The organism is Desulfopila inferna, from assembly GCF_016919005.1.
In the GTDB taxonomy this organism is placed as follows: domain Bacteria; phylum Desulfobacterota; class Desulfobulbia; order Desulfobulbales; family Desulfocapsaceae; genus Desulfopila_A; species Desulfopila_A inferna.
Genome location: NZ_JAFFQE010000002.1, coordinates 61,060 through 87,523, shown reverse-complemented (window position 1 = coordinate 87,523; position 26,464 = coordinate 61,060). Strand labels below are relative to the sequence as shown.

The following is a 26,464-nucleotide window of genomic DNA, read 5'->3' as shown; positions in this document are numbered from 1 at the left end:
ACAGGAGGAAAATATGAAAATCCTAGTATGCATCAAGCAGGTGCCGGACATGGAGTCCAAATTCAAAGTGAATAGCGAGGCAAACTGGTACGACAGCAGTGATCTGGCCTGGCGCATGAATGAATATGATGAATATGCGGTCGAACAGGCGGTCCAGCTCAAGGAACAGGTGGGAGATGCCGATGTGACCGTTCTCTGTATCGGGCCGGCACGAGTGAAAGAGACGATGAAAAAGGCGCTTGCCATGGGTTGTGATCGCGGAGCGCATATAGAAGATGATGCCTCTTACGCTAAAGATCCCATGGAAATAGCAGCTGTTATAGCGGAATTTGCCCGGGAGAAGGGTTTCGACATTATCTTTACAGGTATGCAGTCACAGGACAGGGCCAGTGGTCAGGTAGGTGTGCTGGTGGGGGAAATGCTTGATTTACCCTGCATTACCACGATAATTGATTTTGCCTATGATGGTGGAGAAATACAGGTCAAACGCGAACTTGAAGGCGGGATGAAAGCCAATATTAAGACGACAACTCCCGCGCTTGTCACCTGCCAGCTGGGTCTGAACACTCCGCGTTATCCGACATTGCCGAATATAATGAAGGCCAAGAAAAAGGAACTGCTCTCAACGCCCATAGGGGAACTCCTCAAAGTGGAGGGTGTACAGGAAACAGATTCGGTGTATTTTCCCGAGAAGAAAGGCGGAGGCCTGGTGCTGGAGGGAGACGTTGCTGATCTCGTCGATCAGTTGATCAAGATTCTCAAAGAGAAAACCGGTGTATTGTCATAGGGGGAGAGCATGAAAGTATTATTAGTTGGAGAATGTAGAGAAGGGAAAGTACTTGGCAGTACCAATGAACTGATTGCTTTCGCCGACAAGACCGGCGGAGACAGTGTGATGTTTCTGGTCGGTAATGAATCCGAGCTTCCCGGTTTCGGCGGGAAGCTGTATCTGGCCGATGCCGCTGTTCACGGCGAATATAATCCCACTATTCATAAGGAACTGCTCCTCCAGGTGGTGGAGAAAGAGCAGCCCGATATTGTTGCTTTCAGCCATTCTTCCTATGGATGGGATCTGGCGCCCAGACTTGCCTATGCGATGAAAGCAGCCCAGGTTTCCGAAGTTGTCGATATCGTCGATTCGCTGCCGGTGGTTCCCGTCTGTAATGCCAAATTGAGAAGAAAGGTAAAGGTAAACACCGCCAGGGCGGTTTATACCCTCCAGGCCGGTGCTTTTTCGGTGTCCGAGGAACCAACAGGTTCGCCAGAGCTTGAAAAGATCAGCGTTGATGCCACCGGGAAAATCGTTTTTGAAGGATATGAAGCAGCCGAAAAGGGCGGTGTCGATTTAACCAAGGCCGAGATTATCGTCAGCGCCGGACGCGGTATCGGAAAGCCTGAAAATGTGTCAATGGTAGCCGCTCTTGCCGAGGCTCTGAAAGGTGAATATGGTGCCAGCCGGCCCGTTGTCGATTCGGAGTGGGTGGAGCATAATCGTCAGGTGGGCACAACCGGTCAGACGGTATCGCCCAAGCTCTACGTTGCCTGCGGTATTTCCGGTGCGATTCAGCATCTTGCCGGCATGAAAAAATCCGAATTCGTGGTGGCGATCAATACCGACAAGGACGCCCCCATTGGTGAAGTCGCCGATGTCCTGGTGGTGGCTGATCTCAAACAATTCCTTCCGGCTTTGACGGAGAGGGTCAAAACTCTCTAGCCTGAATCCAACTCTTTTCCCAGGGCACCCGGAGTATTTTTTTATTGCGGGTGTCCGGAAAGAACTCCTCTGCTCTTAATCCATATTCCGCAGGATCAATTTTCTTACCAATGGAGGGCTCAATGCCGGAAAAAATATTTACGGAATTATCCCAGATATTCAAGCCGCAGACAATCAAATCGGAAATCACCTATTATTTCTCGCTGGGTGATATGAAAAAAACAGTACGGCTTACACCTGATAGTTGCTTGGTTGAAGATGGAAAAACAGTCGAAAACGCAGATTGTGTCTGTAAGACCAGTCCGGAATTTTTCCTGAAAATCTGGGATGAGGGTTACCGGCCGGGTTTGAAGGATTTTATGTCCGGAACTATTAAATCGAACAATCCCAATGAACTGAAGACATTTTTAGCGGCCTTCGGCAGGGAATCCTGAGGTAGGCAGTCGCTTCCCGGGAGCGCTGCAATGGATTTGGCGGCTGTAATGTGTGATGGTGCCGTCCTGAATCGCCATCTCTATAGCACTTCCTGGCCCTTGTATGCAGATTTGAAATTACTTAAAGAGAAGGATAGCCTATGAAATATTTGACGGAAATTAAGGTGAGAGGATATCATGCCGATTTTTACGGGCATGTGAATAATGCAAGGTATCTTGAATTTTTTGAGGAAGACCGTTGGGCAAGACTTGAAGATGTTATAGATTTGCGTGAGTTTGCAGCAAAAGGGTATATTTTTCTGGTGGTAAATATAAACGTCAATTACCGCCGGGCTGTCGCCGTTGGAGAAACAGTGTTGGTAACCACGGGACTGGAGAAAATCAGTAATAAAAGTGTTGCCTTAAAGCAGGAAATTGTATTTAAAGAAAGCAAAGAGGTTGCAGCAGATGCAATTGTTACCTTTGTCATACGCGATGCCACCGGTAAAGCAGCGGTCATGGAAGGAGATTTGCTCGAGGATATAAAGAAACTGGCAGGATCTGAATAGGCAATAGTTTCAGGTGCTATGTCAGCGCTGGAGGTAAAATGCCGGTTGATGAAATAGGAAATGTGCCTAATTGGCGCTCTGAGTGTCGAATGATCAGTTGTTTTGATAAATGATATGCAATTCGTTTAAAGTTGACTTGCACGTAAAAGTAATGTAAGTAATTGTATTAAGGATTCCAGGCCGGCATGAATGCGTTTTTTTTTTGATTAATGCATTGAGGAGCATGTCGGAGGTGGATTTTCGCGGTCTGTTTATATTTATATGCAGATTATCTGATCATCAAGATTATGGGAGAGAAGAATGAAGAAGACAATTTCTGTTGTGGCCCTAGCCTCGATTCTGGCAGCAGGTACAGCATATGCTTCCGGATACCGTATACCCGAGCAGTCTGCAGATTCGACGGCGAAAGCCGGCGCTAATATTGCCGGCGCTCTGGGAGCTGATGCTGCTTTTTTCAACCCGGCAAATATGTCCTGGATGGATAATGAAGGCTGGATGGTTGAAGGTGATTTGAGCTACATCTACCTAAGTGAGATTGAATATGAGGACAATCGTTCAGCATTCCTCGATGATGAGTCCAAGGACGAAAATTTCCTTCTGCCCACTTTTTTTGCGGTATCTCCAGATTATAATGGTTTTCATTTCGGATTTTCTCTAACGGTACCCTATGGACTGGCGAAACGCTGGCAGGATGGTTACGGCAGCACTTTTGCTGAAAAATTCGACCTGAAGGTCTTCGATATCAATCCATCGTTGTCTTACAGGTTTAACGACTGGATCTCATTTGCCGCCGGTGCACGTATTCTCTATAGCGAGGCTACCGTTATGAGCAATGGAGCTGTCGCTATGGGACCTTTCGGGCCGATCACCGCCAGTCGCTACATGGACGGTGATGCACTCGATTACGGCTGGAATGCGGCTCTTTCCGTCAAACCTACCGTAGAATCGAATATTTCCGTCACCTACCGATCAAAAGTTGATTTGGATTTTGATGGCGACGTTCTTCTCAATACCAACGCATTCTTTTATCCTGGAGCATCTGTAGTAACAGATGGTGAGGTCACCATACCCGCTCCGGCCACTCTTGCTGTCTCCGGGTCCTATGATTTCGGCACTGTAAAAGTGGAATTTGCTGTTGATAGAACATTCTGGTCAGATTACGAGGATTTGGACTTTGCTTATGATACCCAAATCATACATCCCGTCCTTTTTAATGCGTTCGACGCCCCGAAAATAAAAAACTGGGATGATGTCAATGCCTACCGTCTTGGTATCGACTACCGCCTAAATCCGGATGTTACCATTATGGCCGGTTTCGCCTATGATGAGAATCCGGTGCCCAATGATACTATAGGATTCGACCTGCCGGATTCCGATGCCTATATCGTCTCCCTGGGTGCACGATATAAATTATCCGAAAATAGCCAGATCGCCGGTGCCATCCTTTATGATTACAAAGAGTCAAGGGATGTGAGAAACGAAAATGTGAATGGCGAATTTACCAATGCTTCCGCTGTCTTCGTAACACTGGGATACTCGTATACGTTTTAAATAACAGTTCCTGAATTGCAAACCCGCCTTATTTGATTATTCTTACTGAATACTCTGCAGGGCATTACACCGCACCATGAACATCACAGAAAGCCCCGTAGACCGCAAGGTTCCGGGGCTTTTTCTATTCATGCCCAAGCTATATAGTCACCTCTGAGGTGCGAATCAAATTGGATGATCTCATAGAAATGCGGAGATCCAGCTTGGATCGCCGCCGTATTGAAAGCAAAGTTCTATCAACAAATTAAACAGGAGAAAGAATATGGGCAAAACTCCTCTTGCTGGAAAAGTAGCAATCGTGACCGGTGGTTCCAGGGGTATCGGCAGTGCCATTGTTCGGAAACTCTCTACAATGGGGGCCGCCATTGTTTTCAACTATCTTCAGGATAAAAAAAGTGCCGATCTGCTTGTCCTGGAAATTGAAGAAATGGGTGGGACGGCGACGGCACTTTGCGCTGATATGGCCAAAGCTGGAGATATCTCATCTTTGTTTGAAACGACCATCTCAAACTATGGTCGGCTGGATATCCTCATCAATAATGCAGGTATTGCCATTTATAAGAAAATCGAGGATTTTTCCGAAGAGGAAATCGATAGAATATTTGATATCAACATTAAAGGCGTGCTTCTCTGCTGTCAGCAGGCGGCACGGCAAATGGCAGACAACGGCTCCATTATCAACATCGGCTCGACGGTAACCAGAATGATGCTGCCTACCTATAGCGCTTATGCCGCGTCGAAGGGAGCCGTTGAGCAAATCACCAAGGTTCTGGCCAAGGAACTCGGTGAACGCGGGATTCGGGTGAACACACTTGCTCCTGGTCCTGTCGATACCGATCTCTTCAGGAGAGGTAAATCCGAGGAAACAATTAAACAGCTGGCCTCTTTCGCTGCTTTTGGCAGGATCGGCACAGTGGAGGACATTGCCGATATGGTGTCGCTTCTGGTTGATGAGCGCGCAAGATGGGTAACGGGACAGAATATCCCGGTAAACGGAGGAGTTGCCGCCTGAGTCTGGTGATTTGAGCATCTCGCAGATTGAGTGAAGTTCCTGCAGGCTGTCGAGGAGGTTTCAACACCCTACGGGCTCGTTGCTATCTGCAGAGAGCCGCATGTAACGCTCTCTGTGCCGGAGCAAACTGGTCTCTTTCCACAATAAACTGCATATTCGTCTGCCGTGTCGTTTGGGAAACAGCCAGGATGTTGATACCATCCCTTGCCAGGGAATGGGCTGCTTTGGCCATTATACCGGGTTGCCCGATATTTGACCCGATGGCGCAGACAATGGCAACCTTCTTGGTATATACTTCCTCGAAATGCTGATCCAGTTCGGCAATCAGATTTGCTGAACAATCCTTTTCCTCGATAATAAAATCGATGGTATTGGCATTAGTCATCTTGGAAATATAGGAAACCCGGTGATTGATGAAAACATGCATAATCCTGAGATCAAAGCCCACCTCACCGACCATCCTGGTATCATGTATTTCCAGGCAGAGCACGTGGTTTGAGCCGGTAACGATTTCAACCTTTGATTCCGGGGCGATATAATCCCTGGTAATCAATGTTCCGGGATGGCCGGGATCGAAAGCGTTTTTCACTCTGATAGGAATACTCTTTATCTCCAAGGGCTTGGATGCCTTGGGATGAATGGCCTCCATGCCGACATCGGCGAGCTGGTCGGCAACATCATAATTGGTATTACATACCGGTCCGGTATTTTCCTCTCCCATAATCAGCGGATCCCCTGAGCAGAGATGATATTCCTTGTGAATAATGGCTTCGCTGGCGCCAAGCAGGACCGCCACTTTGGAAAAGGTCACCTCTGAATAACCGCGGTCGAATTCCCGCATGATCCCTTCCGTGCCTTTGGTGTAACCGGTGGCAAAGCATATGGTGGAAAAGGGATCTATGTTTGAAAAACTGTTTTTGATCCGCTCATCGATAGTAAGCTGGCGGCTGTCATCCCAGCCGCTCAGGTCGACATAGGTGGTGTTATATCCTTTGTTTTTGAGGATATCGGCAGAATTAAAGGCACTATGCATTTCACCCAGAGAAGCAAGAAGCTCCCGCGCCGCCAGAAGAAGCTCTTCTCTGGTGACATAGCCCGAAGCGAGAACATTATCCATGCTTCGCAGAATATTGATTGCCTGGTCGATGCGGTCACCGATGAAATTGTTTGCCTCCTCGAGATTGAGTCCCGCCTCGACAAAGGACTCATTTATTTTGAACAGCCGTTCCCGCAGGGCAAGCATCTTCAAGGGGTAATTTTCCTGATTCTGGAACAATCGGTAGATTCCAGGCTGTCCTGTCTTTTTGTGCTCCAGGAGATCATTGGTAATATCAGCGTAGGCCGAAACAACATAAATACGGCCATAGATGTTTTCAGGTCGATACAGAATGACATTCTCGATTATTTCCGGAAAGCGGGACATTGAAGAGCCGCCGATTTTTTCCACAGAGAGCTTATGACTGTTCATAATTACCTTTGTGACGCCGAATTGCAGGACTTGGATATGTCCTTTTCCTTTTTGTCGATTTCGACGACCGTGACGTTAGTGGCTAAGGAAACATTGCCACAGCGTGTTCTGTACAACATCTCCATTTCATCAAAAGCGTAGTCAAGCTTTTCACTCTCATCAAGATTTTCAATATAATCAGGAATAATATCTTTCATGATGTAGTAATCCTCAGAATGTTAATATGTAAAAATAGCGTATAGAAAAACTAAAGTGTATCAGGTGTAAATGCAACAGAATTATGACCTGAAGGCATGTTGCCCGGCAGCAATTGAAATCCTGATACTGCTTTGAGCACTGAACTTAACCAATTGTAGATCTGCTGTGAAAATCACCGGCACAATGAAACGAATGAACCTCTTTACAGTTCCCGGGCAGGGGTGTAAGTAGCTTTAGGAATCGGGCTTTTTTCGACCACCTTTTTTATAAGAAAATAATCTGCGAGCAGGGTGTTTTTCCTTGCCGCCTGGGTACAGTCTAATCAGAAATTAGAAAATATACCTGTGGCTCCCTCGTCCAGGCAGTATCTTGAAGAAAGAGCAGGATGGATAATCGGAAGGATAAATATTTCAGACGTAATGTCACCAGTGTTGCCGCTGTTGAATTTTTCTGGGGGTTGGGCTTTCCCATCGTTCTCGAGTCGACATTTCTGCAACTTTTCTTGAAAAATCTCGGTGCCTCGAGCCTTGCTATCGGTATGGTTCCTTCGATCTTTATCGTAGGAATTTCCTTTTTCCCTCCGTTTGCCGGTTATCTTTCTCGCAATGCGCGGCTAAAGAAAAGGATTGTGCTGTTGCTGCACCTGATATCCGGACTCTCTATCTTCCTCTTTGGGTGGACCCTGTTGTTGGTCAGGGAGCAGTCTATTCTGCCGCTGTTTTTCCTGTCTTATATTATCTTTTCTTTATGCATGGGATTGACCATCCCCGTGTGGCTCAACTATCTGGTCCGTATTTTTTCTGAGAAGAAAGCCGTCTCCGGGATCGGTTATATGATGCTTTTTCAAAATATCGGCAAAATACTTTGTAGTTTCCTGATACTCAATGTGGTGGAAAAATATGCATTTTCCATCCCATCCTGCAGCGCAGTTTTTATTGTCACCGGATTGGTTTTTATCATCGGCTCCTTCGGCTTCGCCTTTACTAAAGAGCTGGTCGATATCGAAGATCCAGGGGTTGATGGACGGAACTTTTTTGGTCATACCAGGTCCTCGCTCGTCGAAATACTCGGCAACAAACGTTTTCTCATTTTCTTGATAGCGGATTTGGATTTTTATGTGATTATCACCATTCTTTCTTTTTACGCCAACTATGCCAATCAATATTTCGGAGTGAGCCAGGCACTGGCCGCCGGGGCATTTGTCGGCTGCATTTATGCCGGTTCGGTCACCGTCAATATCTTCCTCGGCGCCTTGAACTATCTGACCCTGAAGGAAAAGTTCATTCTCTCCAAGTGCCTCTCATTTTTTACGGTGATTATGTTGATAATAATTCCCGGAAACTGGAGTTTTTTCCTTATCAGCTATCTTTTAGGATGTGTCCGTGCCATTCGTAATATGGTCTATGCGCCTTCAGTGAAGCTTTTATCCGGCAAAGCGGATGCGACTCCGTATTTTGCCCTGGCTCCGCTTTTGACCCTGCCGATAGGCGTCGGCTATCCATTACTATTTGGCAAGATGCTGGATATTCTAAGTTTTATGGGGGAAGGTTCCTACCGCTTTCTTTTCGCTGTATCCATAATATTTCTGGCAATCACTTTTGTCTTTACGCTGCTGACGAGATATCGTCAGTAGCTGCGGAGGAGCAATAGTGCTTCATTTATCCAGCTCATTGGTGGATATTTTTGAGGCGGAAGTGGCTGTTTGATTGGGGATTAAAGCATGTAGATTTGTATTTCACCGGCAATCATTTCTTCTCTGTCTTGCCATCGGGACACTTGTCGCATCTTTTCCCTTTTTTAAGAAATTTCTCACAGCACTTCTTTTTTGATTTTTTTTTGCCGGGCTTCTTCTCTTTTGCCATACTTTTTCCTGAAATTTCAGCAGGTATGAACAGTCAATAATTAACCATGTGGATTCCAGTATCCATCTCGGCTACTTCAATGACTTTTTATGACACCCATAGGCGCTGAAATAGTAATAATCATTGTCAGAGGAATTGGGTAAAAAAGAATCTTACTGTTGCCGCTTTTTTCTGATCTCTCTGAGAAGATCAGACAGTATGATTCGTTGATGCGAATCAAGTCCGGCTGTTTCGCAATAACGCTGGTTAAGTTCCGCCAGACGATAATTGAAACGGTCCATAAACAAGATTTCCTCCTCGGAAAAGCGGAAATTATCCTGAAAATTTACAGGACAGGCCGAAACTTCAATGGAACTCTCCTCGTCCTTCAGATAACCGATCGGGATACCTTGGGTGCGGCAGAGTATGGGGCGCGCCTCATAGGTTGAACAGCAATCCTGCTGCAGAAAAACACAGCGCTGCGGGGGGGTGATAGTATCAATGACAGGACCCTTCATGCGACTGACCAGGACGGCAGCCTCCAGCGGAAAGACGCTGAACTCGATACAACATCCAAAACAGCCCTTCCGGCATTGAAGAATATTTTTCGGTAGAGCCTCGCAGATCCGCGTTATTTCAAGCTCGATGTCCGCTACCAGTTTGCGGTATTCGTGCAGAAGCTGCTTTTCAGGCGGCGGTAGCATATCAGGGCTAGAACTTGTCGGTGTTGAATGCATTTTGTGCATTGACTTGTAGTCTGGGGATATCATTCCGTCTACGTATTATTTCCTGGCATCGGGAGGATCGAAGGGCATAATCACATGGACCTCGCCGCTGGAAATAACCGCCAGTTCAGCATGAGGATAGCGCCTCCGGAAGACATTGAGCATCGCCTGATTATCCTCCATAACCGTGGCCGTAAAGCCGATGAAGTGGTTTTCTCTGGCGATCTGTTCCAGGAACCCCAGCATATGGCTCGCTATTCCCTGGCCATGGTAATCATCGTGCACGACAAAGGCAACTTCAGCGTAACCATCCTGGTCCCGGGAATAAGAGCCAATGGCTATTACCTCGGAGTGGCCTGAGTTCTGAACCCTGCCGATGAGCGACATGGTATCGTGATAATCCACCTCGGCGCATTGCTGTTGGGCAATTTCATGTGAGAAAAGACGCATTTTATAGAAAAAGCGGCGATAAATCGTCTCCTCTTTAAGGGAGTAAAAAAAATTTCGGTATTCGAATTCGTCAGCGGGATAAAGGGGGCGAATAAATATGGTCCGGCCATCTTGCAAATCAAAGCGCCAGTCGTACTTTTGCAGATAGATGAGATCCTCCTGCAGAGGAGGGAGTTGATCGGCGAAGATATAGTGATGTTTTTTAGCCTCGTTTATCAATTGAGCGCGAAATTTTGGATGGGCGATCTGGGCCAGTTCCATGACCCTCTGATAAATACCCTTGCCCTGCAGTTCGGCATAACCGTATTCGGTAACCACAAAATTGACATCGCCCCGGGTTGTGGCCACTCCTGCTCCCTCCGACAGATGAGAAACAATTCGGGAAACCTCTCCATTTTTCGCGGTTGAAGGCATTGCCACAATGGAGAAACCACCCTTAGACATGGCCGCTCCTCTTAAGAAGTCGACCTGGTCACCGATACCGCTGTAAAAGCGATATCCCAGAGAGTCCGAACAGACCTGGCCGGTAAGATCGACCTCCAGCGCTGAGCTTATCGAGACAAGATTGTCGTTACGGGCAATTACCAGCGGATCGCTGACGAATTCCGAGGAGCGGAAATCGAAGAAAGGGTTGTCGTCAATGAAGCGGTACAATTTGTCGCTGCCCATACAGAGAGAGGCGACTACCCGGCGGGGCAGCAGGGTCTTGAGCCTGTTGGTGACGACTCTTTGTTGAAAAAGAGGCAGCATGGCGTCGGTAATGAGCTGGGTATGAATACCAAGGTCTTTTTTTTCCATGAGGTGGCGCAGAATGGCATTGGGAAGCATGCCGAAACCTACCTGCAGGGTGTCTCCGTCGCGAATGAGTTGGGAGATAAAGTGGCCGATACGGCTGGTGACGTGGTCGTCGCGTAATTCGACATCATAATTTACCAGCGTTTCCTCATGCGGAACAAAATAATCGATATTGTCCACATGCACCAAACTGTCACCCCAGGTCCGGGGCATGCCCGGATTAACCTGAGCGATCACCAGCCGGGAATTCTCCACGGCGGAACGGGTAATATCCACGGAGACCCCCAGGCTGCAGTAGCCGAAATGATCGGGGGGACTGACCTGGATCATAGCCACGTCCAGACCGATGCGGCGGCTGGCAAATAATTGGGGAATCTGGGAAAGATACATGGGAAGATAATCTATTTTCCCTTCGAAAGCGGCCTTGCGCATGGGCTCGCTTATAAAAAACAGTTTCAGGGAAAAACGTTTCGAAAAGGCCGGATCATCTACATATTGCGCCAGGGTATGGGAGAACATCTGGTAGATCATGACGTCCTGGATAGCGCTATTCGCCACCATGGCGTGGATAAGGTGCTGCGGTTCGCCGCAGCCTGTTCCCAGGAAGACACGGCAGCCGTTGTTTATAGCTGCTACCGCCTCCGCGGTGGTGACAATTTTTTCTCCAGGCAGTTCCTGCTGCCATTTCGGCAATGTCATAAGCTTTCCTCTTGAAGGTGCTGGTTCGGTTCAGCCCGATTGGCCCAACCTGTCATTCAAGTACGTTCAGCTTATTCGTTTTTGACTCCTTCTTCCATATATTTTAACTTGCTATCCTAAGTCATCGAGACGGCCTTACCTGGTCATCACAGCCTGACGGCATCGGACAATATCAGATCTTCTGTGTCCTACCTTAGAGGTACTCGAAATCCAGCTTACCGTTCCGGCAACGGCCTGATCGGATTAGCGGCTAGTTGCGCAATTTATTTTTTAATATTTTTCCTACATTGGTTTTGGGCAGATCTTCACGAAATTCAACTATAGTCGGCAGCTTATAGACGGCCAAACGTTCTTTGCAAAAGGCAATGATCTCCTCTTCGGTTGCTGAGTAGCCTTCTTTCAGCACTACGAAGACCTTAACCTGTTCTCCCCTGGAGGGATGGGGAACCCCTATAGCTGTAGCTTCCTGGATTTTGGGATTTTCGAAGAGCACCTCTTCGATGTCCCGAGGGTAAATATTGAAACCCCCGGAAATAATCATGTCTTTTTTGCGGTCCATGATGAAAAAATAGCCGTCCTCGTCCATCTTGGCGATATCGCCGGTATGCAGCCAGCCATCGCGAAGAGTCTGGGCGGTTTCCGCAGGATTATTCCAGTAGCCCTGCATCACCTGAGGTCCCTTAACCAGTAACTCACCTAATTCTCCCTGAGGTACTTCCGTAATTCCATCTACTAAATCGACGATTCGGCAATCGGTATCGGGGATAGGTACGCCGATACTGCCGACCTTCCGACGAGTGAGGGGATTGACATGAGTAACGGGGCACGATTCGGTAAGGCCATATCCTTCGACAATAACTGCCGCGGTCTTTTTTTCGAAATCCCGGATTACTTCAGCCGGCAATGGAGCGCTGCCCGAGAAACAGCCTTCGATGCAGGTCATGTCAACCTGATCGATTTTGGGGTGATTCAGCAGGCCGATAAACATGGTTGGGACCATCATGGCGAAATTTGGTCGAAACTTGACGATGGCCTCCATAAGCTGGTCGGGTTGAGGTTTGGGAACAAGAATATTAGACCACCCCAGTAACACGCATAGATTCATTGAAGTCGACAAACCAAAGACATGAAAGAATGGCAGGGCGCCGAGCATTACCCCCGATGGGTCATTAAAACGTGGAAACCATGAGCAAATCTGCTGGGCCTGCTTGCTGAGATTGCCATGGCTCAGCATCACTCCCTTTGATACTCCCGTGGTGCCGCCGGTATATTGATACATGGCAATATCATCAAGGGATAATGACGGCTGAGGTGGTGACGGTTTGCTCCTGGCCAGTAAATCCTTCCAGCGATACACATCCTCCGCGCTTTTCACTTTGGCGGCCAGTTTTTTCTTTTTGGCTACCAGGGGAAACAGCAGATTCTTTGGAAATGGCAGGTAGTCGCCGATGGAAGTGACGACGATCTGACGAATATCCGTCTTTGGCCTCAGATCGATCATACGGTTTGCCAACAGGTCCAGAGTGATCAGGATTTTTGCTCCTGAATCGTTCAATTGGTGCTCCAGCTCGCGATCGGTATAGAGTGGATTGTTCATTACCACGATGCCGCCTATTTTCAGTATTGCAAAATAGGCAGCGACGCAGGGAATGACATTAGGGAGCAGAATGGCGACGCAATCACCCTTTTTAATGCCGAAATTCGCCAGACAGGTGGCGAAACGATCGACCATGTCCATCAGTTCACCATAGGTAATGGTGTATCCCTGAAAGATAAGTGCGGATCTCTCTCCATAGCGGGATGCGGCCTGCTCAAGGAAATCAACCATTGTCAGTTCCTCATACACGAGCGATCTTGGAACCCCTTTCTGGTAATGGTTCAACCAGATTTTGGAATCAGACGGTGTAATTGAGCTCATATCAACCTCCTTGGATAGAGAGATAGTCTGTCGATCAAGACAGTTTTTCTGGATGCGGGCCAAATATTGCAATACTGATAGCCTGAAGATTTACGTAAACACCGATTTTTCGAGTTTACCTTCCTATAATACGGACAAAGTCAGGCGTGTTTTATTCCTTTTACGTTAAGGTAAAATTAAAAAATAATTTGTACCACAAAATTCTTCAAATTAACAGAGGATTCTTCAGCCGATTGATGGTTTAGCATAAATGGAATCGGGTTTTTGTGCTGCGGTAATCATATGGTGCAGCGTCCTTGCACATTGTCAAAAAACCTCCAGAATGAAACGCCGCTTCAAGCCTTCTTCACGGAAAGCGCCCAATTCCTAACGAACGGTTACTAGTCACAATTATCTATTGACATCATGTCTATAGATAAATAATATATAGCCATTATTGAACCAGAAGGAGATGTTTTTATGAGACAACAGGGAAAAGGTCGGGGGAGAGGAAGAGGCAGGAGAAGACGAATAATGGGCTTTTTGCAGCCGTGTATTCTTGTGCAGCTGTGTCGGCTGGATTGTCATGGCTATGAGCTTCTCAAGGGATTGGAGGCCTTTATCGATAATGCCCAAGAATATGACCCGAGTGTCCTTTATCGGCTTATGCGGGACATGGAGGAAAATAACTATGTCAGATCATATGAAGGTGCCGAGAGTCGCGGCCCCAAGCGTAAAATGTACAGCATCACCACGGAGGGAAAAAGGATACTGGAACTCTGGGTTGAAGATTTACAGCGAACCGGCAGGGAAATAGACAATCTCGTACATATTTATCAGGAAAATAAGGCACTTCCTGATTGAGCGTGCTTTTATCCATTGAAGATCTGGAGCTGTCTGCGTTGCAGGTTAAGGCTCAAGTCAATAAACAGCAGGAGAGGGAAAAACCAGAATATAGCAGGATCATCGGAAAAAATCCGCTGGTAAAGAACAATCATGCAATTCCTCATGAAGGAAAAGGAGGGCAATATGCCGAATTTCAATGGAACAGGACCACAGGGACAGGGACCGACCGGCAGGAGATTGGGAAACTGCAATGCCAATGCACAGCCAGGAAACCTCGAGGATAATTCTCCATTTACCAATGCGGGTCAACGGATGGCAGGGACTTTCGGCCGTGGGCAAGGTCGCGGCCGCGGTCTAGTCAATGGTTTCGGCCAGGGAGGCCAAAGGAGAAATGGCCGAAGATAAAATTATTCATAGCCTATTTGATTTGTAAAACTCTCCTCCGCAGGACAGAAAAGACTTTCTGGTTATTCTGTCCTGCGGACTATCATCTGTTTCTGAAGGACAAAATCTACGATATAATTACCTGTTTTTGGAAAAAAGGCAGACGCACAAGCAGATTGGTAACTATTCAGCAAAGAGCCAAAAACCAGCAGTTGAGCCTGAACTGTAACTGCCCAGCAACGCTCCAGGTATAGCAGACTCCGGATGTGCGCAGGCAAGCATCCCAGCGGGTATAAACTCCGACTCCGAGCAGTCTGGGAAACTATAATGTGTCTATCTTTATCGGGCTGATCGCTTGCAGATGGGCTGCAGTTGAATAGTTTACTCAGATCGTAAAATAAAATGTGGAGCCAATGCCGGGTTCGCTGTATGCCCAGACTCTGCCTCCGGGTTTGGCGATAACACGTTTTACTACTGCGAGTCCGATGCCTATTCCCGGGAAATCGGCTTCGGAGTGCAGCCGTTGAAATGCCATGAAAAGCCTTTCCCCGTGCTTCATGTCAAAACCCGCGCCATTATCGCGTATGAAGAAAACATTCTCTCCAGTATCGATAGTTCCGCCTATTTCGATCTGGGGATCAGGTGTTTTCGAAGTAAACTTCCAGGCATTTCTGATAAGGTTGGTAAGCGCTATGCTGAAGAGATTCAGGTCGGCGCTAACCCGCATATTTTCAGCGATCACAATCTCAACTTTTCTCTGTGGCTCTTCCCGCTGGATCTCCGTTACGATCTCCCAGGCCAGATGGTCAAGGCGGATTTCCTTCTTGGATAATTCGTGCCGGGACACTTTTGACAACGTCAGAATATCTTCGATGAGTGCCGACATCTTTTCTACTCCGGCAACAATACGATTGAGATAGGCAAGGGCGGAAGCGTCTAGCCGGTCTGCATGCTTTTCCGAGAGTATGGTAGAAAATCCAGCAATGGCGCGAAGGGGAGCCCGCAGGTCATGGGAAACCGAATAGGAAAAGAACTCCAGTTCCCTGGCCCTTTCCTCGGCAATTTTACGGGCATGCTCAAGCTGTTCTTCCACCTCCCGCAGACGGACTACCGCAACACTTTTCTCGCCGATAATTGCATCTATCTCATGATTACGCAAAGCTTCTACGAGTGAATTCGCTTCGGCAAGCTGCCGCTGCAACTCTTCATAGGTAGGTTTTCGCTCATCCATTGTTTTTCATCCCGGCGTTAAGGTATTTCAGAACAATATCGCGGTCGTGCAGGCTTCCGTAAAAAACGGATTTTGCCTTGGGATTTTCGGTCATCACGATGAGTGTGGGGGTTACGACAATTCGTTCCTGCAGTGCTTTTGCAAAATCTTTGTAAACATCAACAACCTCTATTTCACAGTGTTCCTGCATTTTGCCGGAACAAATTTCCTTGAGATTATTGAGAGCCAGATGGGAGTTTGGTTCGTCTCCGGCCACATAAAGTGTCAGGTGAATACAGTTGGGAATTTCCTGCGGAGAAGCCATGTTATTCCTCCTCTCCGGGGTGACTGTCGGTCAGCGCGCGGTTTTGATCCAGGTTCTTTTCATCCCTGCCTGTTCGTAACATTTTACGTTTCTTTCTCGCTTCCTCAGAGATCGCAATCTCGGTTTCGATAGCATTCAGTTCGACAGCCACTTCCTCTATCTCAGATTCGGATGCGGAAATATCCAATTGAAGGTCAGCGCGCAACCGCTTAATTTGCTGTTGCTTGGCTGTTATGGACCGCTCGCGCTTCCGGGCTTCAAGCTCTTCGCGATATTCCTCTTCCAGCCGGGCAACACCGGTCAGCATTCCACCCTTTCCAGTATAGATATCTTCAAAATGAATGCCGTCTGTCGTTATGGTGAATTCGCGATATTGATTGGAATGTCCCGAGCCCCGGGCTTTAAGGACCATCAATGTTCGATTTACTTCCCCGCCCACCTGGACATAATCGAGAAAAATCATAGAATCGATAATCGAAGAAAAACCTATGCCGTAAATTTCATGGGCTTGCTGGAAACCGGTGATCTGGTTGGTGAGAAGAGTGGTTATTCCTCTTTGGCGGCAGTAATTGAGAATGCGCAGCAGATAGGAAAAGCCCGCCTTTTGCGAACCCATGCGCCGGCATGCTGAAATGGCATCGATTATCAGATGCTGGGGCTGGTGTTCATCGATCGCCTTTATGTTATAATGCAGATGTTCCTCAGAACCGGCGGCTTCCGGCATAAAAGCTGTGATTTTAAGATGATTGCTTTTCAGGGCGGGCTCCAGGTCGAGGCCCGAGCTGCTCATCAGGGAAACCATGTTGTCGGCCGATTCTTCGAAATTGACATAGAGAACCCGTTCACTTCTGGCACTGGCCGCCGCCGCGAACATGCATGCCAAGGTGGTTTTGCCTGTACCGCTGGCTCCGGCAAGGGCTATGGAAGATCCCCTGCGGTAGCCTCCTCCCAGCATTGAATCCAACACCGGCAAGCCGGTGGAGATATGTTGGCCGACTTTCTCATAATGCAATGCAGTTTCCGCCTGTGGAATGAGAATAAGACCATCTTCGGCTATTGTATAAGGGTGCGTGCCGCTGCTGAAATTCGAACCTCGATATTTTACTACACTCAATAAACGCTGGCGATCGTCATTGAGGGGAATAAGGCTGATCACGCAATCCGTCAGGAACTCCAAAAACGGATAATCCGGAATGCCGTTTGAAAGTTTGGCGGTAATAATCGCGGTATGGTTGTGATCGCCAAGCCAGTCGTGCAGTTGGTAAATCTGGTTACGCTCCCGTGAGGGATCATTGAGCAGATGCAGCAGGATATCAATGGCATCGATAACGATGCGTTTGGCGTTCAGTGTCCTGACAGCTCCTTCGAGCAGAGCGAAAAGGCCTGAAAAGTCAAAGCCTCCCGAGTAGACGGCCGTGGGATCGGGCAGGGCATCAAGGATGATGAGCTTTCCCTCTTTTTCAAGTTGATCCAGATCCCAACCAAGCGCCCGGGCATTCTGTTTGATAGCGTCGGCCCGTTCTTCAAATGATACCAAAATTCCAGGTTCCCCGTTTTTTGCCCCTGATATCAGGAATTGGAGACCGAGGATGGTCTTGCCGGTTCCGGTACCACCTTGGAGAAGTGTGGTGCGCTCCTTTGGAAATCCGCCCTTGAGAACCGCATCCAGACCGGTTGAGCCTGAAGATGATTTTGGTAAATCGTTCGTCATAAAAGCCTCTTTCGGAAGTTGCATTGTTTCGGGGCAGATCTTCTATGCGTCCCGGACAATACTATTATGAAGTCAGGCCGCGCACATCTGGCCTTTCAATAAGTATTCTTCTATGGGGATCTCTTTGGATTTGTAGGGATAGCTTTTCAAGGTTTTACTCATGTATTTTATGCTCACCCTTTCATGCACATGGATACTCTATATGGATACTCTCAGTATACAGCGTCAGAAAATCCCCTTACCCTTCAATGTTGCTTTCAGAAAATACTATAAGCTGAAGGATTCCTCAACACACTTGTTTGTAATGAATGCTGTATCCAGTATCCTGTCCTCTTTATCCTGGATCAGCAGTGTATCAATTGAATGTTTTGCAGAAAAAATGTGTATTCTGAGAAGAGCAGCTTCGCCTGAAGATCCTCTTATGGCTCAGTAAGGTTGACGGAGCTTAAGATTGGGTTCAGATGAAAATAACTATATGTTATTTTTTTATAGAGGGCAAATCCTGCCGGTTTTTGATTCACGGGTATAATGTGGGTGGATGAGGTGTACCAGCCGGCAGAAAAAAATGGAAAAAACAGAGGAAATGAGATAAATATTCCTATGACGATGGGAGAAAAGGGAATGTTATGGATAATTCAAACAGGGGCTTCTCGGGATGGGTGAAAATTATATCGGTCGTAACCAGGAGGCGGCATCCTGCCGCCGATTAATAGACAGGCGATGACTGATATGATCAGAGACTGGTTTCGGCGTCATTTTTCCGACCCCCAGGTTGTAATCCTTGCGGGACTCCTGCTCTCCGGGCTTGTTGCCTTCCTTTTTGCCGGTCAGCACCTGGCGCCGGTTATCGCCAGTGTAATAATCGCTTACCTGCTGGAGGGTATCGTCCAGTTCCTGCGTCGGCTCGGAGTACCACGGATGCTGGCGGTACTTATTGTCTTTTCCGTCTTTTTTCTGGCTCTTTTGGCCCTGTTGCTGGGGCTTCTTCCTCTTCTCATGCGCCAGGCTACTCAACTGCTACAGGAGGTGCCGGCGATGCTCAGTGAAGGGCAGCGCCTCATCCTGACCCTTCCGGAGCATTATCCATCAATCTTCAGTGAGGCGGAAATAGAAACCATACTGAACCAGATCAGGCGGGAAGCCGGCGGCTTTACCGATACCATGCTGCGCCAGACGCTGTCTTCGGTTATCGGAGTCATCACTCTGGTGGTGTATATCGTGCTGATGCCCCTGCTGGTCTTTTTCTTTCTCAAGGACAAAGAAGTGATCCTGGTCTGGGCGCGTCATCACCTGCCCCGGGAGCGCGGCCTTGCCGCCCGTGTCTGGCAGGAGGCCGACGCCCAGCTGGGCAACTTCATTCGCGGCAAGTTCTGGGAAATCCTGCTGGTCTGGGTGGCCTCTTACGTCACCTTCGTGTTCATGGGGCTAAACTTTGCGGTGCTGCTGGGATTTCTTGTAGGAATATCTGTCTTGGTGCCGTATGTCGGTGCCGCGATCATGACCTTCCCGGTGGCCATGGTTGCCTATTTTCAGTTCGGCTGGGGAGGAGACCTGGCCTGGATCATTGTCGCCTACGGCATCATCCAGATTCTCGACGGTAACGTCCTGGTGCCGATCCTGTTTTCCGAAGTTGTCAACCTGCACCCGATTGCGATCATTGTCGCGGTCCTGTTCTTTGGCGGCATCTGGGGATTCTGGGGGGTATTCTTTGCCATCCCCCTGGCCATTCTTTTCCAGGCGGTGTTGAAGGCCTGGCCGAGACGAAACGATATCGAAGTTATTGAAGCTCATTCGGGGCATGAAGAAAACTGAATCTGAAAAGCAGGTCTAATATCCCGATTGAGTCATTCTCACGGCTTCCCGTACCATCTGGGAGCTGTACCCCCACTCATTGTCATACCAGCTCATGACCTTCAGTAAATCACCGTCTACTACCTGGGTCATAGTTGAATCGAAGATGGAGGCGCGCGAGTCTCTAATAATATCGGAGGAGACTAGGGGATCTTCGGCTACCCCGAGAATTCCCCGGTAACGTTCACTTTGGGCTTCTTCCCTGAATATGGCGTTGATTTCCTCCGGAGTGGTATCACGTTTGGTGACAAAGACGAGATCGGCAATTGAACCGACGGGAACCGGCCCCCGTACGGCGACACCGTCAAATTTGCCGCTGTACTGGGGCAGGGATTTTACCGTCGCCTTGGCTGCTCCGGTAGAGGTCGGTACGAAATTGATAGCCCCTGCCCTGCCTCGCCTCCATTTCGTTCTTGGCCCGTCTACTATTGTCTGGCTGGAGGTATAGGCATGGATGGTGGTCATCGTCGCTTTCCGGATGCCGATCCTTCTCCCGATAATTTCTACGACCGGGGCAATGCAGTTGGTAGTGCAGCTTGCACATGAAATCAGCGAAGGGTTGCCCTCCGGCGTGTTGACGCCGTGGACCACAGATTCCACTTCACCTGTTTTTTCCGGGGCTGAGAGGATTACCCGTTTTGCTCCGGCTTGCAGGTGCTTTTCCATGCCCTCCTTTTTCCGGAATATGCCGGTACATTCGAAAACGAGGTCTACTTCAAGTTTCTTCCAGGGGAGCTGAACGGGATCTTTTTCGTTATAGATGGGATATTCCTTTTCCGCGATGACAATCTTTCCCTCTCCGGCCTCCACCGCTTTCTCGAAACGGCCGTAGACCGAATCGTATTTGAGCAGATAAGCGAGATTGTCCGGGGGAAGCAGGTCGTTCAGGGCAACCAGTTCAAGTTCCGGGGTATCCAGGATGATTTTCAGAGTGGCTCTGCCGATTCTTCCTAATCCATTAATGGCGACTTTAGACATATTTTTCTCCTTGGTGGAAATCTCATCTGAAGCTTGATCGGTACTTTTTTGCTCTCCCTTTGCGTCATTACCTTTACCTCATGATACTTGTCATTAGCTCTTTGCAAGAAATTCTCCAATTTGACTTGCCGCACTCACCGAAATGGCATGATATGGGGCATATTGTTTGATATTCCAAGTCATTAAAATGATCGCAACTTCCCAAAAAAAATGATCTTTGGCGTCGTACACATGCCATGTCTCTTGTTTACCGTGCCCTTCTTATCAGGACTCGGTCCCGTTTGTCGGGACATGCTATAAAGGAGAGTGGTTTTATTTCAAGAAGAGAATAAACGGTGGGGAGCTTAGTATAAAACAACCCTTTGATGAGGGCAGTCTGATGAGCGCCACAGAAAAAATCCTGTCTTGACGCTCAGGTGATGAGGGAAGTATCAGTGCCCAACTGCGGCGTTAGAAAAATTTGGAAATATAAAGAAAAATTCTGTTTTTGGCGAACCGTGACGACTCTCTTGTCTTTCTGCGTTGTTGCTCACCTGTGAAAAGTCTGGCCGACAGCTGGATTATTTTTCCCACAAGCAGAAACTGACCAATCAGCAAGAGGTAGAAAAAAAGATAGATATAATCGCTCAATTTCAGCTGGAAATCAAAATCTGAAGCGATATATCTGGCTTCGCGGAACCAGCAGGAGTTTGCCGAGAAGCCTGAACTTAGTCGATTGATGTTCTAGGCATTTCTCCCTCACAGCATTGATAACAAGAGCCGCAACCGTTTCTCCCCAAAACCAGTCGGCGAGGCTGCGGCTGTCGGTAGGCTGGCCCGGCTGGGCCGAGACAGCCTCGAAATAATAAGCTTTGATGTCTTCGCAGGCCATGCGCAGGCTGTCTGGTAAGGAGGGATCTTCAGGTGTCCGTGGCGTTTCCTCGATAAACCCGGAGAGCAGCTCAGCTGCAGCTTCCAAAAGGAGCCCGGAAGCTCCGAAGGTAGTGCGGTCCTGTTTTTTGCAGGCGATATCGTACCAGGGACGCAACTGTTCTATCTCGGCAAGAAAACGTGCTGGCAGTTCACTGGTTGAGGCGGCTTTTGGCCCGGACTGAAAACTCACAGGGCAGGCAACCTGCATATGATCCGCCTGGGTGTCCGGTGCATCCATGGCAAAATCCTCGAGCACCGGGCCGGAGGGCGCATTGAACAATCTCAGGGCGTGCTGTATCACGGTGCGCTGGAACGGTGGATCGTTGGGAGCTCCCAGTGGACGGCCCAGATCGAAAGAAACCCATAACGCCCTCTGAGGCCTGATGATTTCGGTGTGTTCCCGAATCAGGCTTATCTGGGTGGTGGCAATGCCTTCATCTTCGATATAATGTGCAAGCCCGCCCACGGCGCGCGTGCAGTTCGGTCAGACGGGAACCAGGAGAACAGCATTGACGCCATCTTTTTTCATGATCTTTGCCAGATTCCTGACGGCGTTTTCCATTTTTTCGGGTTCTGTCGCTCCCATGAAGGAATAATGATACCCGGCGACTGCGCCAATGAATCCCTCATCAACCAGTTCCCTCAGTCTGTCCAGGGGGAAGACCATGTTTATGTCCATCTGGAAACCGGTACGGTCAAAATTGGTCGAAACATGGCTCATGACCAGGTCTTTCGCCGGTGTATCAGAGGAAATCAAGCGGTAATCAGCTTCTCCAAGGCCAAAAGGCCGGTCGTCACGCCGGTGGAGCCCGGCGGTAGAGACCAGTGCGATTTTCATTTGCTCTAGCGGAGGTGGTGCTGCAAATGGAGTTGAATCAAATTTCGGACAGGGCAGACCCAATAGATGGGATCGCTCTTCTTCAGAATAGCTGCTCAAACGTGTCATTGGAATTCCCCTCGAACGTAGATTGGAAAGGATATGATACCATCCACAGATAATCCGTTGCCGTCCGGATGTACAAGTAAAAAATGGAAAAAACCTCAGGAAAAGTTAAATAACTACAGCCAAAGAAATCATTTGTCAGTGAAAATGAAGGAAAAAATTGGTAATACCTGAATCTACTGCTAAGGCATAACGGCGTTGCCTGGTTTACCCAGGCACCATAAAGGATTAATCAATGCAACAGATAGCCTTCACAGACATAGAGGACATTGCTGTTGGACATGAGCAGAATCTGGAAGCCGGCACCGGCTGCAGTGTAATCATCTGCGAAAAAGGGGCGGCTGGAATCGATGTACGCGGCGGCGCTCCCGGTACCCGGGAAAGCGACCTGCTCGACCCCGTCAACCTGGTGGACAGAATACACGCCGTTGTTTTGGCGGGAGGCAGCGCCTTTGGCCTTGATGCGGCTGCCGGAGTGATGCAGTACCTGGAAGAGAGAAATGTCGGCTTTGACGTCCAGGTAACCACGGTTCCCATTGTCTGCGGTGCTGTTTTGTTCGATCTGGCCATCGGCGATCATAAGATACGACCCGATAAGAAAATGGGTTATAATGCCTGTCAAAATGCCGCTGCTGGGGGAATTTGGGCAGAGGCTAACGTCGGTGCGGGGACAGGAGCGACGGTGGGTAAGATTCTGGGCATGGACCGCGCCATGAAGAGCGGCCTGGGTTGCCACGCCATCCAGGTGGGCGATTTAAAGATCGGCGCCCTGGTTGCAGTCAACTGTCTCGGCGATGTTATTGATCCGCAAACCGGTAAATGGCTGGCCGGTCTGTTAAACGAGGATCAGACAGTGCTCGCCGACACGGAAGAGGTTATGGTGCAGTCCTCGCCAGGGGAAAAACCTCTTTGCCGGTAATACCACCATCGGCGTTATTGCCACCAATGCCATACTCAACAAATCTCAGGCCACCAAACTGGCGGCCATGGCCCAGAACGGCTATGCCAGAACCATGCGGCCGGCCCATTCAATGTTCGATGGGGACACAATTTTTACCATGGCGACCGGACATGTCGAGGCCGATCTGAGCGTCCTCGGCCTGCTCTCGGCAAGGATCATGGAAAGAGCCGTCATTGCAGCCGTGCAAAAGAGCAGTTCTCTTTTCGGACTTAAATGCTCGGCTGATATGATGGTCTGAATAGCCACATGATAGACTGATATGTTCTAATCTGCGCCAACTCCAAGGTGGCGGAAAGTTCCCTTCAGACCAACTGGGAGAGCGGACGGACTGCCTGACTTGTTTCAGGCTCAGGGAGTATCCGCTTTGATAAGCAAGGGAATATGAGCATGGTACAGCTCACAGGTGTTTATGTCGAATTAACTCATACGTGGCTCCATCATGAAGCTGGAGAACATTGTGATGAATGGCACGGGCTTCAGCGGCAAAATCGGCGTCAGGTCCGTATCGCTGTGAGAAATGGGTTAACAACAGCACTCCGGCTTTGGCTTTGCGGGCCAGTTCCGCAGCTTGTGATGCGGTTAGATGGTTATATGCTGCGGCCTTGTCTTCATCTTCCCGGAGAAATGTCGACTCGGTTACCAGCATATCTACATCTTTGGCTAAGTCGAGGGCGGCATCGCACATGGCGGTATCCATGATAAAAGCAAAGGATTGACCTCTGCGAACCACACTGACGTCCTCAAGGTGTATCACCTTGCCATTATGGATGATTGAGCCCTTTTCTTTGAGTTCACCTGCCGTTGGCCCGGAGATCTCCAGTTCTTCCAATCTTTCCCTGATCATATTGACACTGTTTCTTTCTTCAATCTTATAGCCGAAAGTTTCCATACCGTGCTTTAACCGTTGTGCCGTTATGATCAGGGTATCGTCGGAAAATATGATGCCTTCCTGATAAATTGGATGTGGTTCAACGAAAGCCGCTTTGTAATAACTTGCCACTTCTTGAATATGTTGAAAATACCTTTTGCCGGAAGCGGGGAAGTAAATCTGCACAGGATGGGGAACCCGGTCCAGAGAAAGCCGCTGAAGCACGCTCGAAAGCCCCAGGCAATGGTCGCCATGAAAATGGGTGATGAAAATTTTCGTAATTTCGGTAGCGGAGATGCCTGAAAAAATCATCTGCCTCTGCGTCCCTTCACCCGGATCGAAAAGAAATCCATCCTTATCCCATTTCAGAAACGAAGCGTGCTGATTACGATTTGTGGTGGGTACCTGGCTTGCCGTCCCGAGAGCTGTGAACCTGCGTGTTGACATTGGAAGAGTCGGCTGAGAAAAGGTTGAAGTTAGCAACAACATAAGATGAGTTGCGCATAAACCCAACAAAAAAAGAGAGACCGAGTCGAGTCTGCAATCTGCTTAAACGGGAAGGAGATTGTCCCAAAATGTCAGGTCAACCTTAAAAAAGTATACCCATGCCTGGGCATTGACAAGTTGGCTGTCCTGCTTACAATATCATATAATTATCGAGACGTTAAAAATTTAGTTTTTTGATGTTTCCGTAATTTTCACATCACTCAGCATCGCTATATATTCTTGTGGGGTCTATTACCGCTAGATCGAAAAAGGTCTAGCCAGTTTTGGGGACCAGTGGAATTCTCATCTATGAAAAAGGACGAACATCTGTTCCGGAGTTCCTGCTTTTTCCCAATCAAAAAGACGTTAAGACAAAAAAACTGTAAACCAGGATATTGGTGCCAAGCATTGAAATTATTGTTTCGTGGGTTTGTTGGCAACGTGTCAGATGTATTTTGGTAGTTAAGATCATGTGCATTGATAAGCATTGAATGCTCAAGTGTTGGTTTTTAACGGTCGTGGTTTTTTGTTTTTATCGAAGGTTGACCATTAAGGAGAGGAGGGTCTCGTTGAGGGCTAAGGGGGGATTTCAATATCAACAGGCTCGGAAAAGAAACAGTAGAGCAAAAGATTCCGGTACGAATTAGAATTCGGTTCTCATCGGCTTAAAAAACGCGAATTTCTCACCAGACAACATTAAACACATTGAAAAAGATGAGGGTAACATGAAAAAAAAGATTATATTTTTAACGGCCATTGTCTTATGCATCTGCTCACCGGCACTTGCCATAGACTTCCCCGGTGGAGGTCTCAATTTCTCCAAATCATCCACCGCCTATTCATCCCAGTATTTTGATAAAATTTTACAGGCTTATGGCCTCCAATTGGAAAGCCATGCTGGGATTCCTGCCACTTATGCCACAGTAGTGGACGGTAAAGCAGCATTTAATGCAACCTCTACGGCATATACACCAGTTCAGTATCATTCAATTCTTACGGCTTATGGCCTTGAGCTTACCCCTGAAAGTGTACAACAGAGACTGCAGGGCAGTTCCTATGCTGCAGTTGCCGGCGACAGGATAGTTTTTGGCGATACACCAACTGCGTATGGTAGTGAGTGGGAAAATATCATCGGCGCATATAGCCTCGCTGCACAGCCTGAACCTGAACCTGAACCTGTAGTTACGCAGCAACCGGCAGTTCCAGGGGATGATGATGGTGATGGCGTTCCTAATCATCAGGATGCCTGTCCCGGCACTCCGGAATATGCAGCTGTAGATGAGCGAGGCTGCTGGGTCCTTGCTTCTGCCGGCCTGCTGTTCGATTTTGACAAAGCGGTCATTAAACCGGAATATTATTCTCTTCTCGAGAGCACCAAAATGGTGTTTGATAATAATCCCGAAATGAGAGTACAGGTTGAAGGTCATACCGATAGTGTCGGATCGGCGGAATACAATCAGAATCTGTCGCAAGAGCGTGCTCAAGCAGTTGTTGATTATCTTTCCGAGAATGCAGGTGTTGAACGGGAGCGGCTGCAAGCTGTTGGTTATGGAGAGAGCCGACCAGCCTATTCGAATGAAACAAAAGAGGGTCAGGCTAAAAACAGAAGGGTGGAATTCACGCCTATACAGTAACACGGCCAAATTAAACTGAGATT

The 26,464-nt window shown here is 48.2% G+C and carries 23 protein-coding genes and 1 pseudogene; 12 read left to right on the top strand and 12 right to left on the bottom strand.

What is annotated here, in order from left to right; all coding sequences use genetic code 11:
* Nucleotides 1–13 precede the first annotated feature (13 nt).
* The 6 genes from JWG88_RS04425 (at nucleotide 14) to JWG88_RS04400 (ending at nucleotide 5,259) form a co-directional block, all read left to right on the top strand.
* Entirely contained in the window at nucleotides 14–787 is a 774-nt protein-coding gene (locus tag JWG88_RS04425) for an electron transfer flavoprotein subunit beta/FixA family protein (RefSeq protein ID WP_205232508.1), read from the top strand.
* Nucleotides 788–796: 9 nt separating this feature from the next.
* On the top strand, nucleotides 797–1,714 hold the full coding sequence (locus JWG88_RS04420; RefSeq protein ID WP_205232507.1) for an electron transfer flavoprotein subunit alpha/FixB family protein: 918 nt from the start codon (nucleotides 797–799) through the stop codon (nucleotides 1,712–1,714).
* A 122-nt stretch (nucleotides 1,715–1,836) separates the two neighbouring features.
* Nucleotides 1,837–2,148 carry a hypothetical protein gene (locus JWG88_RS04415; RefSeq protein WP_205232506.1) on the top strand — a complete coding sequence of 104 codons (312 nt, stop codon included), beginning with the start codon at nucleotides 1,837–1,839 and terminating at the stop codon, nucleotides 2,146–2,148.
* 140 nt (nucleotides 2,149–2,288) lie between these two features.
* Complete coding sequence (locus JWG88_RS04410; protein WP_205232505.1) at nucleotides 2,289–2,696, top strand: acyl-CoA thioesterase; 408 nt, start codon at nucleotides 2,289–2,291, stop codon at nucleotides 2,694–2,696.
* 300 nt (nucleotides 2,697–2,996) lie between these two features.
* On the top strand, nucleotides 2,997–4,247 hold the full coding sequence (locus JWG88_RS04405; protein WP_205232504.1) for an OmpP1/FadL family transporter: 1,251 nt from the start codon (nucleotides 2,997–2,999) through the stop codon (nucleotides 4,245–4,247).
* Between the two features lie 262 nt (nucleotides 4,248–4,509).
* Complete coding sequence (locus JWG88_RS04400) at nucleotides 4,510–5,259, top strand: glucose 1-dehydrogenase (RefSeq protein ID WP_205232503.1); 750 nt, start codon at nucleotides 4,510–4,512, stop codon at nucleotides 5,257–5,259.
* An 82-nt stretch (nucleotides 5,260–5,341) separates the two neighbouring features.
* On the opposite strand, the gene JWG88_RS04395 is transcribed toward JWG88_RS04400, so the two are convergent.
* Nucleotides 5,342–6,727, bottom strand: a complete 1,386-nt coding sequence (locus JWG88_RS04395) for an aspartate kinase (RefSeq protein WP_205232502.1) — start codon at nucleotides 6,725–6,727, stop codon at nucleotides 5,342–5,344.
* Nucleotides 6,728–6,729: 2 nt separating this feature from the next.
* On the bottom strand, nucleotides 6,730–6,924 hold the full coding sequence (locus JWG88_RS04390) for a hypothetical protein (RefSeq protein ID WP_205232501.1): 195 nt from the start codon (nucleotides 6,922–6,924) through the stop codon (nucleotides 6,730–6,732).
* A 386-nt stretch (nucleotides 6,925–7,310) separates the two neighbouring features.
* Between JWG88_RS04390 and JWG88_RS04385 the strand changes: the two genes are divergently transcribed.
* Complete coding sequence (locus JWG88_RS04385) at nucleotides 7,311–8,558, top strand: MFS transporter (RefSeq protein WP_205232500.1); 1,248 nt, start codon at nucleotides 7,311–7,313, stop codon at nucleotides 8,556–8,558.
* A 381-nt stretch (nucleotides 8,559–8,939) separates the two neighbouring features.
* Here the strand turns inward: JWG88_RS04385 and JWG88_RS04380 are convergent, their stop codons facing one another.
* From JWG88_RS04380 to JWG88_RS04370, 3 genes are all read right to left on the bottom strand, one after another.
* A complete protein-coding gene (locus JWG88_RS04380) occupies nucleotides 8,940–9,470 on the bottom strand; it encodes a YkgJ family cysteine cluster protein (protein WP_205232499.1) in 531 nt (176 codons plus the stop codon).
* A gap of 78 nt (nucleotides 9,471–9,548) precedes the next feature.
* Complete coding sequence (locus JWG88_RS04375; RefSeq protein ID WP_205232498.1) at nucleotides 9,549–11,435, bottom strand: bifunctional acetyl-CoA hydrolase/transferase family protein/GNAT family N-acetyltransferase; 1,887 nt, start codon at nucleotides 11,433–11,435, stop codon at nucleotides 9,549–9,551.
* A 250-nt stretch (nucleotides 11,436–11,685) separates the two neighbouring features.
* Complete coding sequence (locus JWG88_RS04370; protein WP_205232497.1) at nucleotides 11,686–13,353, bottom strand: long-chain-fatty-acid--CoA ligase; 1,668 nt, start codon at nucleotides 13,351–13,353, stop codon at nucleotides 11,686–11,688.
* Between the two features lie 459 nt (nucleotides 13,354–13,812).
* Here JWG88_RS04370 and JWG88_RS04365 point away from each other — a divergent pair, with 459 nt between their 5' ends.
* Together JWG88_RS04365 and JWG88_RS04360 are read left to right on the top strand one after the other, a co-directional pair.
* Nucleotides 13,813–14,196: a PadR family transcriptional regulator gene (locus JWG88_RS04365; protein WP_205232496.1), complete on the top strand. Its 384-nt coding sequence runs from the start codon at nucleotides 13,813–13,815 to the stop codon at nucleotides 14,194–14,196.
* A 165-nt stretch (nucleotides 14,197–14,361) separates the two neighbouring features.
* Nucleotides 14,362–14,583, top strand: coding sequence for a DUF5320 domain-containing protein (locus JWG88_RS04360; RefSeq protein WP_205232495.1), 222 nt, complete (start codon nucleotides 14,362–14,364; stop codon nucleotides 14,581–14,583).
* Between the two features lie 364 nt (nucleotides 14,584–14,947).
* Here JWG88_RS04360 and JWG88_RS04355 read toward each other — a convergent pair whose 3' ends face one another.
* Genes JWG88_RS04355 through kaiC form a run of 3 tightly spaced genes read right to left on the bottom strand, consistent with a single transcriptional unit; the run spans nucleotide 14,948 to nucleotide 17,808 of the window.
* On the bottom strand, nucleotides 14,948–15,793 hold the full coding sequence (locus JWG88_RS04355) for a sensor histidine kinase (protein WP_205232494.1): 846 nt from the start codon (nucleotides 15,791–15,793) through the stop codon (nucleotides 14,948–14,950).
* On the bottom strand, nucleotides 15,786–16,097 hold the full coding sequence (locus JWG88_RS04350; protein ID WP_205232493.1) for a circadian clock KaiB family protein: 312 nt from the start codon (nucleotides 16,095–16,097) through the stop codon (nucleotides 15,786–15,788). Before JWG88_RS04350 ends, JWG88_RS04355 begins: the two co-directional genes overlap by 8 nt.
* A 1-nt stretch (nucleotide 16,098) precedes the next feature.
* Nucleotides 16,099–17,808, bottom strand: a complete 1,710-nt coding sequence (gene kaiC / locus JWG88_RS04345; RefSeq protein ID WP_205232492.1) for a circadian clock protein KaiC — start codon at nucleotides 17,806–17,808, stop codon at nucleotides 16,099–16,101.
* A 729-nt stretch (nucleotides 17,809–18,537) separates the two neighbouring features.
* Between kaiC and JWG88_RS04340 the strand changes: the two genes are divergently transcribed.
* Nucleotides 18,538–19,620 carry an AI-2E family transporter gene (locus JWG88_RS04340; RefSeq protein ID WP_240194283.1) on the top strand — a complete coding sequence of 361 codons (1,083 nt, stop codon included), beginning with the start codon at nucleotides 18,538–18,540 and terminating at the stop codon, nucleotides 19,618–19,620.
* A 15-nt stretch (nucleotides 19,621–19,635) separates the two neighbouring features.
* On the opposite strand, the gene gap is transcribed toward JWG88_RS04340, so the two are convergent.
* From gap to JWG88_RS04325, 3 genes are all read right to left on the bottom strand, one after another.
* A complete protein-coding gene (gene gap, locus JWG88_RS04335; protein WP_205232490.1) occupies nucleotides 19,636–20,637 on the bottom strand; it encodes a type I glyceraldehyde-3-phosphate dehydrogenase in 1,002 nt (333 codons plus the stop codon).
* A 643-nt stretch (nucleotides 20,638–21,280) separates the two neighbouring features.
* A complete protein-coding gene (locus JWG88_RS04330) occupies nucleotides 21,281–22,015 on the bottom strand; it encodes a hypothetical protein (RefSeq protein ID WP_205232489.1) in 735 nt (244 codons plus the stop codon).
* 18 nt (nucleotides 22,016–22,033) lie between these two features.
* Nucleotides 22,034–22,495, bottom strand: a complete 462-nt coding sequence (locus tag JWG88_RS04325; RefSeq protein ID WP_205232488.1) for a glycine/sarcosine/betaine reductase selenoprotein B family protein — start codon at nucleotides 22,493–22,495, stop codon at nucleotides 22,034–22,036.
* A 232-nt stretch (nucleotides 22,496–22,727) separates the two neighbouring features.
* On the opposite strand from JWG88_RS04325, the pseudogene JWG88_RS04320 reads away from it, so the two are divergent.
* Nucleotides 22,728–23,691 (top strand): annotated as a pseudogene (locus JWG88_RS04320) (P1 family peptidase).
* A gap of 159 nt (nucleotides 23,692–23,850) precedes the next feature.
* Here the strand turns inward: JWG88_RS04320 and JWG88_RS04315 are convergent.
* Complete coding sequence (locus tag JWG88_RS04315) at nucleotides 23,851–24,768, bottom strand: MBL fold metallo-hydrolase (RefSeq protein ID WP_205232487.1); 918 nt, start codon at nucleotides 24,766–24,768, stop codon at nucleotides 23,851–23,853.
* A gap of 764 nt (nucleotides 24,769–25,532) precedes the next feature.
* On the opposite strand from JWG88_RS04315, the gene JWG88_RS04310 reads away from it, so the two are divergent.
* The gene (locus JWG88_RS04310) at nucleotides 25,533–26,441 is read left to right on the top strand and encodes an OmpA family protein (protein ID WP_205232486.1); all 909 of its coding nucleotides are present in this window, start codon (nucleotides 25,533–25,535) and stop codon (nucleotides 26,439–26,441) included.
* Nucleotides 26,442–26,464: the final 23 nt, after the last annotated feature.

What these genes read in the sequence shown, in the direction of transcription:
- JWG88_RS04425 (WP_205232508.1), top strand. Translation starts at nt 14, where the DNA reads ATGAAAATCCTAGTATGCATCAAGCAGGTGCCGGACATGGAGTCCAAA.
- JWG88_RS04420 (WP_205232507.1), top strand. Translation starts at nt 797, where the DNA reads ATGAAAGTATTATTAGTTGGAGAATGTAGAGAAGGGAAAGTACTTGGC.
- JWG88_RS04415 (WP_205232506.1), top strand. Translation starts at nt 1,837, where the DNA reads ATGCCGGAAAAAATATTTACGGAATTATCCCAGATATTCAAGCCGCAG.
- JWG88_RS04410 (WP_205232505.1), top strand. Translation starts at nt 2,289, where the DNA reads ATGAAATATTTGACGGAAATTAAGGTGAGAGGATATCATGCCGATTTT.
- JWG88_RS04405 (WP_205232504.1), top strand. Translation starts at nt 2,997, where the DNA reads ATGAAGAAGACAATTTCTGTTGTGGCCCTAGCCTCGATTCTGGCAGCA.
- JWG88_RS04400 (WP_205232503.1), top strand. Translation starts at nt 4,510, where the DNA reads ATGGGCAAAACTCCTCTTGCTGGAAAAGTAGCAATCGTGACCGGTGGT.
- JWG88_RS04395 (WP_205232502.1), bottom strand. Translation starts at nt 6,727, where the DNA reads ATGAACAGTCATAAGCTCTCTGTGGAAAAAATCGGCGGCTCTTCAATG.
- JWG88_RS04390 (WP_205232501.1), bottom strand. Translation starts at nt 6,924, where the DNA reads ATGAAAGATATTATTCCTGATTATATTGAAAATCTTGATGAGAGTGAA.
- JWG88_RS04385 (WP_205232500.1), top strand. Translation starts at nt 7,311, where the DNA reads ATGGATAATCGGAAGGATAAATATTTCAGACGTAATGTCACCAGTGTT.
- JWG88_RS04380 (WP_205232499.1), bottom strand. Translation starts at nt 9,470, where the DNA reads ATGCTACCGCCGCCTGAAAAGCAGCTTCTGCACGAATACCGCAAACTG.
- JWG88_RS04375 (WP_205232498.1), bottom strand. Translation starts at nt 11,435, where the DNA reads ATGACATTGCCGAAATGGCAGCAGGAACTGCCTGGAGAAAAAATTGTC.
- JWG88_RS04370 (WP_205232497.1), bottom strand. Translation starts at nt 13,353, where the DNA reads ATGAGCTCAATTACACCGTCTGATTCCAAAATCTGGTTGAACCATTAC.
- JWG88_RS04365 (WP_205232496.1), top strand. Translation starts at nt 13,813, where the DNA reads ATGAGACAACAGGGAAAAGGTCGGGGGAGAGGAAGAGGCAGGAGAAGA.
- JWG88_RS04360 (WP_205232495.1), top strand. Translation starts at nt 14,362, where the DNA reads ATGCCGAATTTCAATGGAACAGGACCACAGGGACAGGGACCGACCGGC.
- JWG88_RS04355 (WP_205232494.1), bottom strand. Translation starts at nt 15,793, where the DNA reads ATGGATGAGCGAAAACCTACCTATGAAGAGTTGCAGCGGCAGCTTGCC.
- JWG88_RS04350 (WP_205232493.1), bottom strand. Translation starts at nt 16,097, where the DNA reads ATGGCTTCTCCGCAGGAAATTCCCAACTGTATTCACCTGACACTTTAT.
- kaiC (WP_205232492.1), bottom strand. Translation starts at nt 17,808, where the DNA reads ATGACGAACGATTTACCAAAATCATCTTCAGGCTCAACCGGTCTGGAT.
- JWG88_RS04340 (WP_240194283.1), top strand. Translation starts at nt 18,538, where the DNA reads ATGATCAGAGACTGGTTTCGGCGTCATTTTTCCGACCCCCAGGTTGTA.
- gap (WP_205232490.1), bottom strand. Translation starts at nt 20,637, where the DNA reads ATGTCTAAAGTCGCCATTAATGGATTAGGAAGAATCGGCAGAGCCACT.
- JWG88_RS04325 (WP_205232488.1), bottom strand. Translation starts at nt 22,495, where the DNA reads ATGACACGTTTGAGCAGCTATTCTGAAGAAGAGCGATCCCATCTATTG.
- JWG88_RS04315 (WP_205232487.1), bottom strand. Translation starts at nt 24,768, where the DNA reads ATGTCAACACGCAGGTTCACAGCTCTCGGGACGGCAAGCCAGGTACCC.
- JWG88_RS04310 (WP_205232486.1), top strand. Translation starts at nt 25,533, where the DNA reads ATGAAAAAAAAGATTATATTTTTAACGGCCATTGTCTTATGCATCTGC.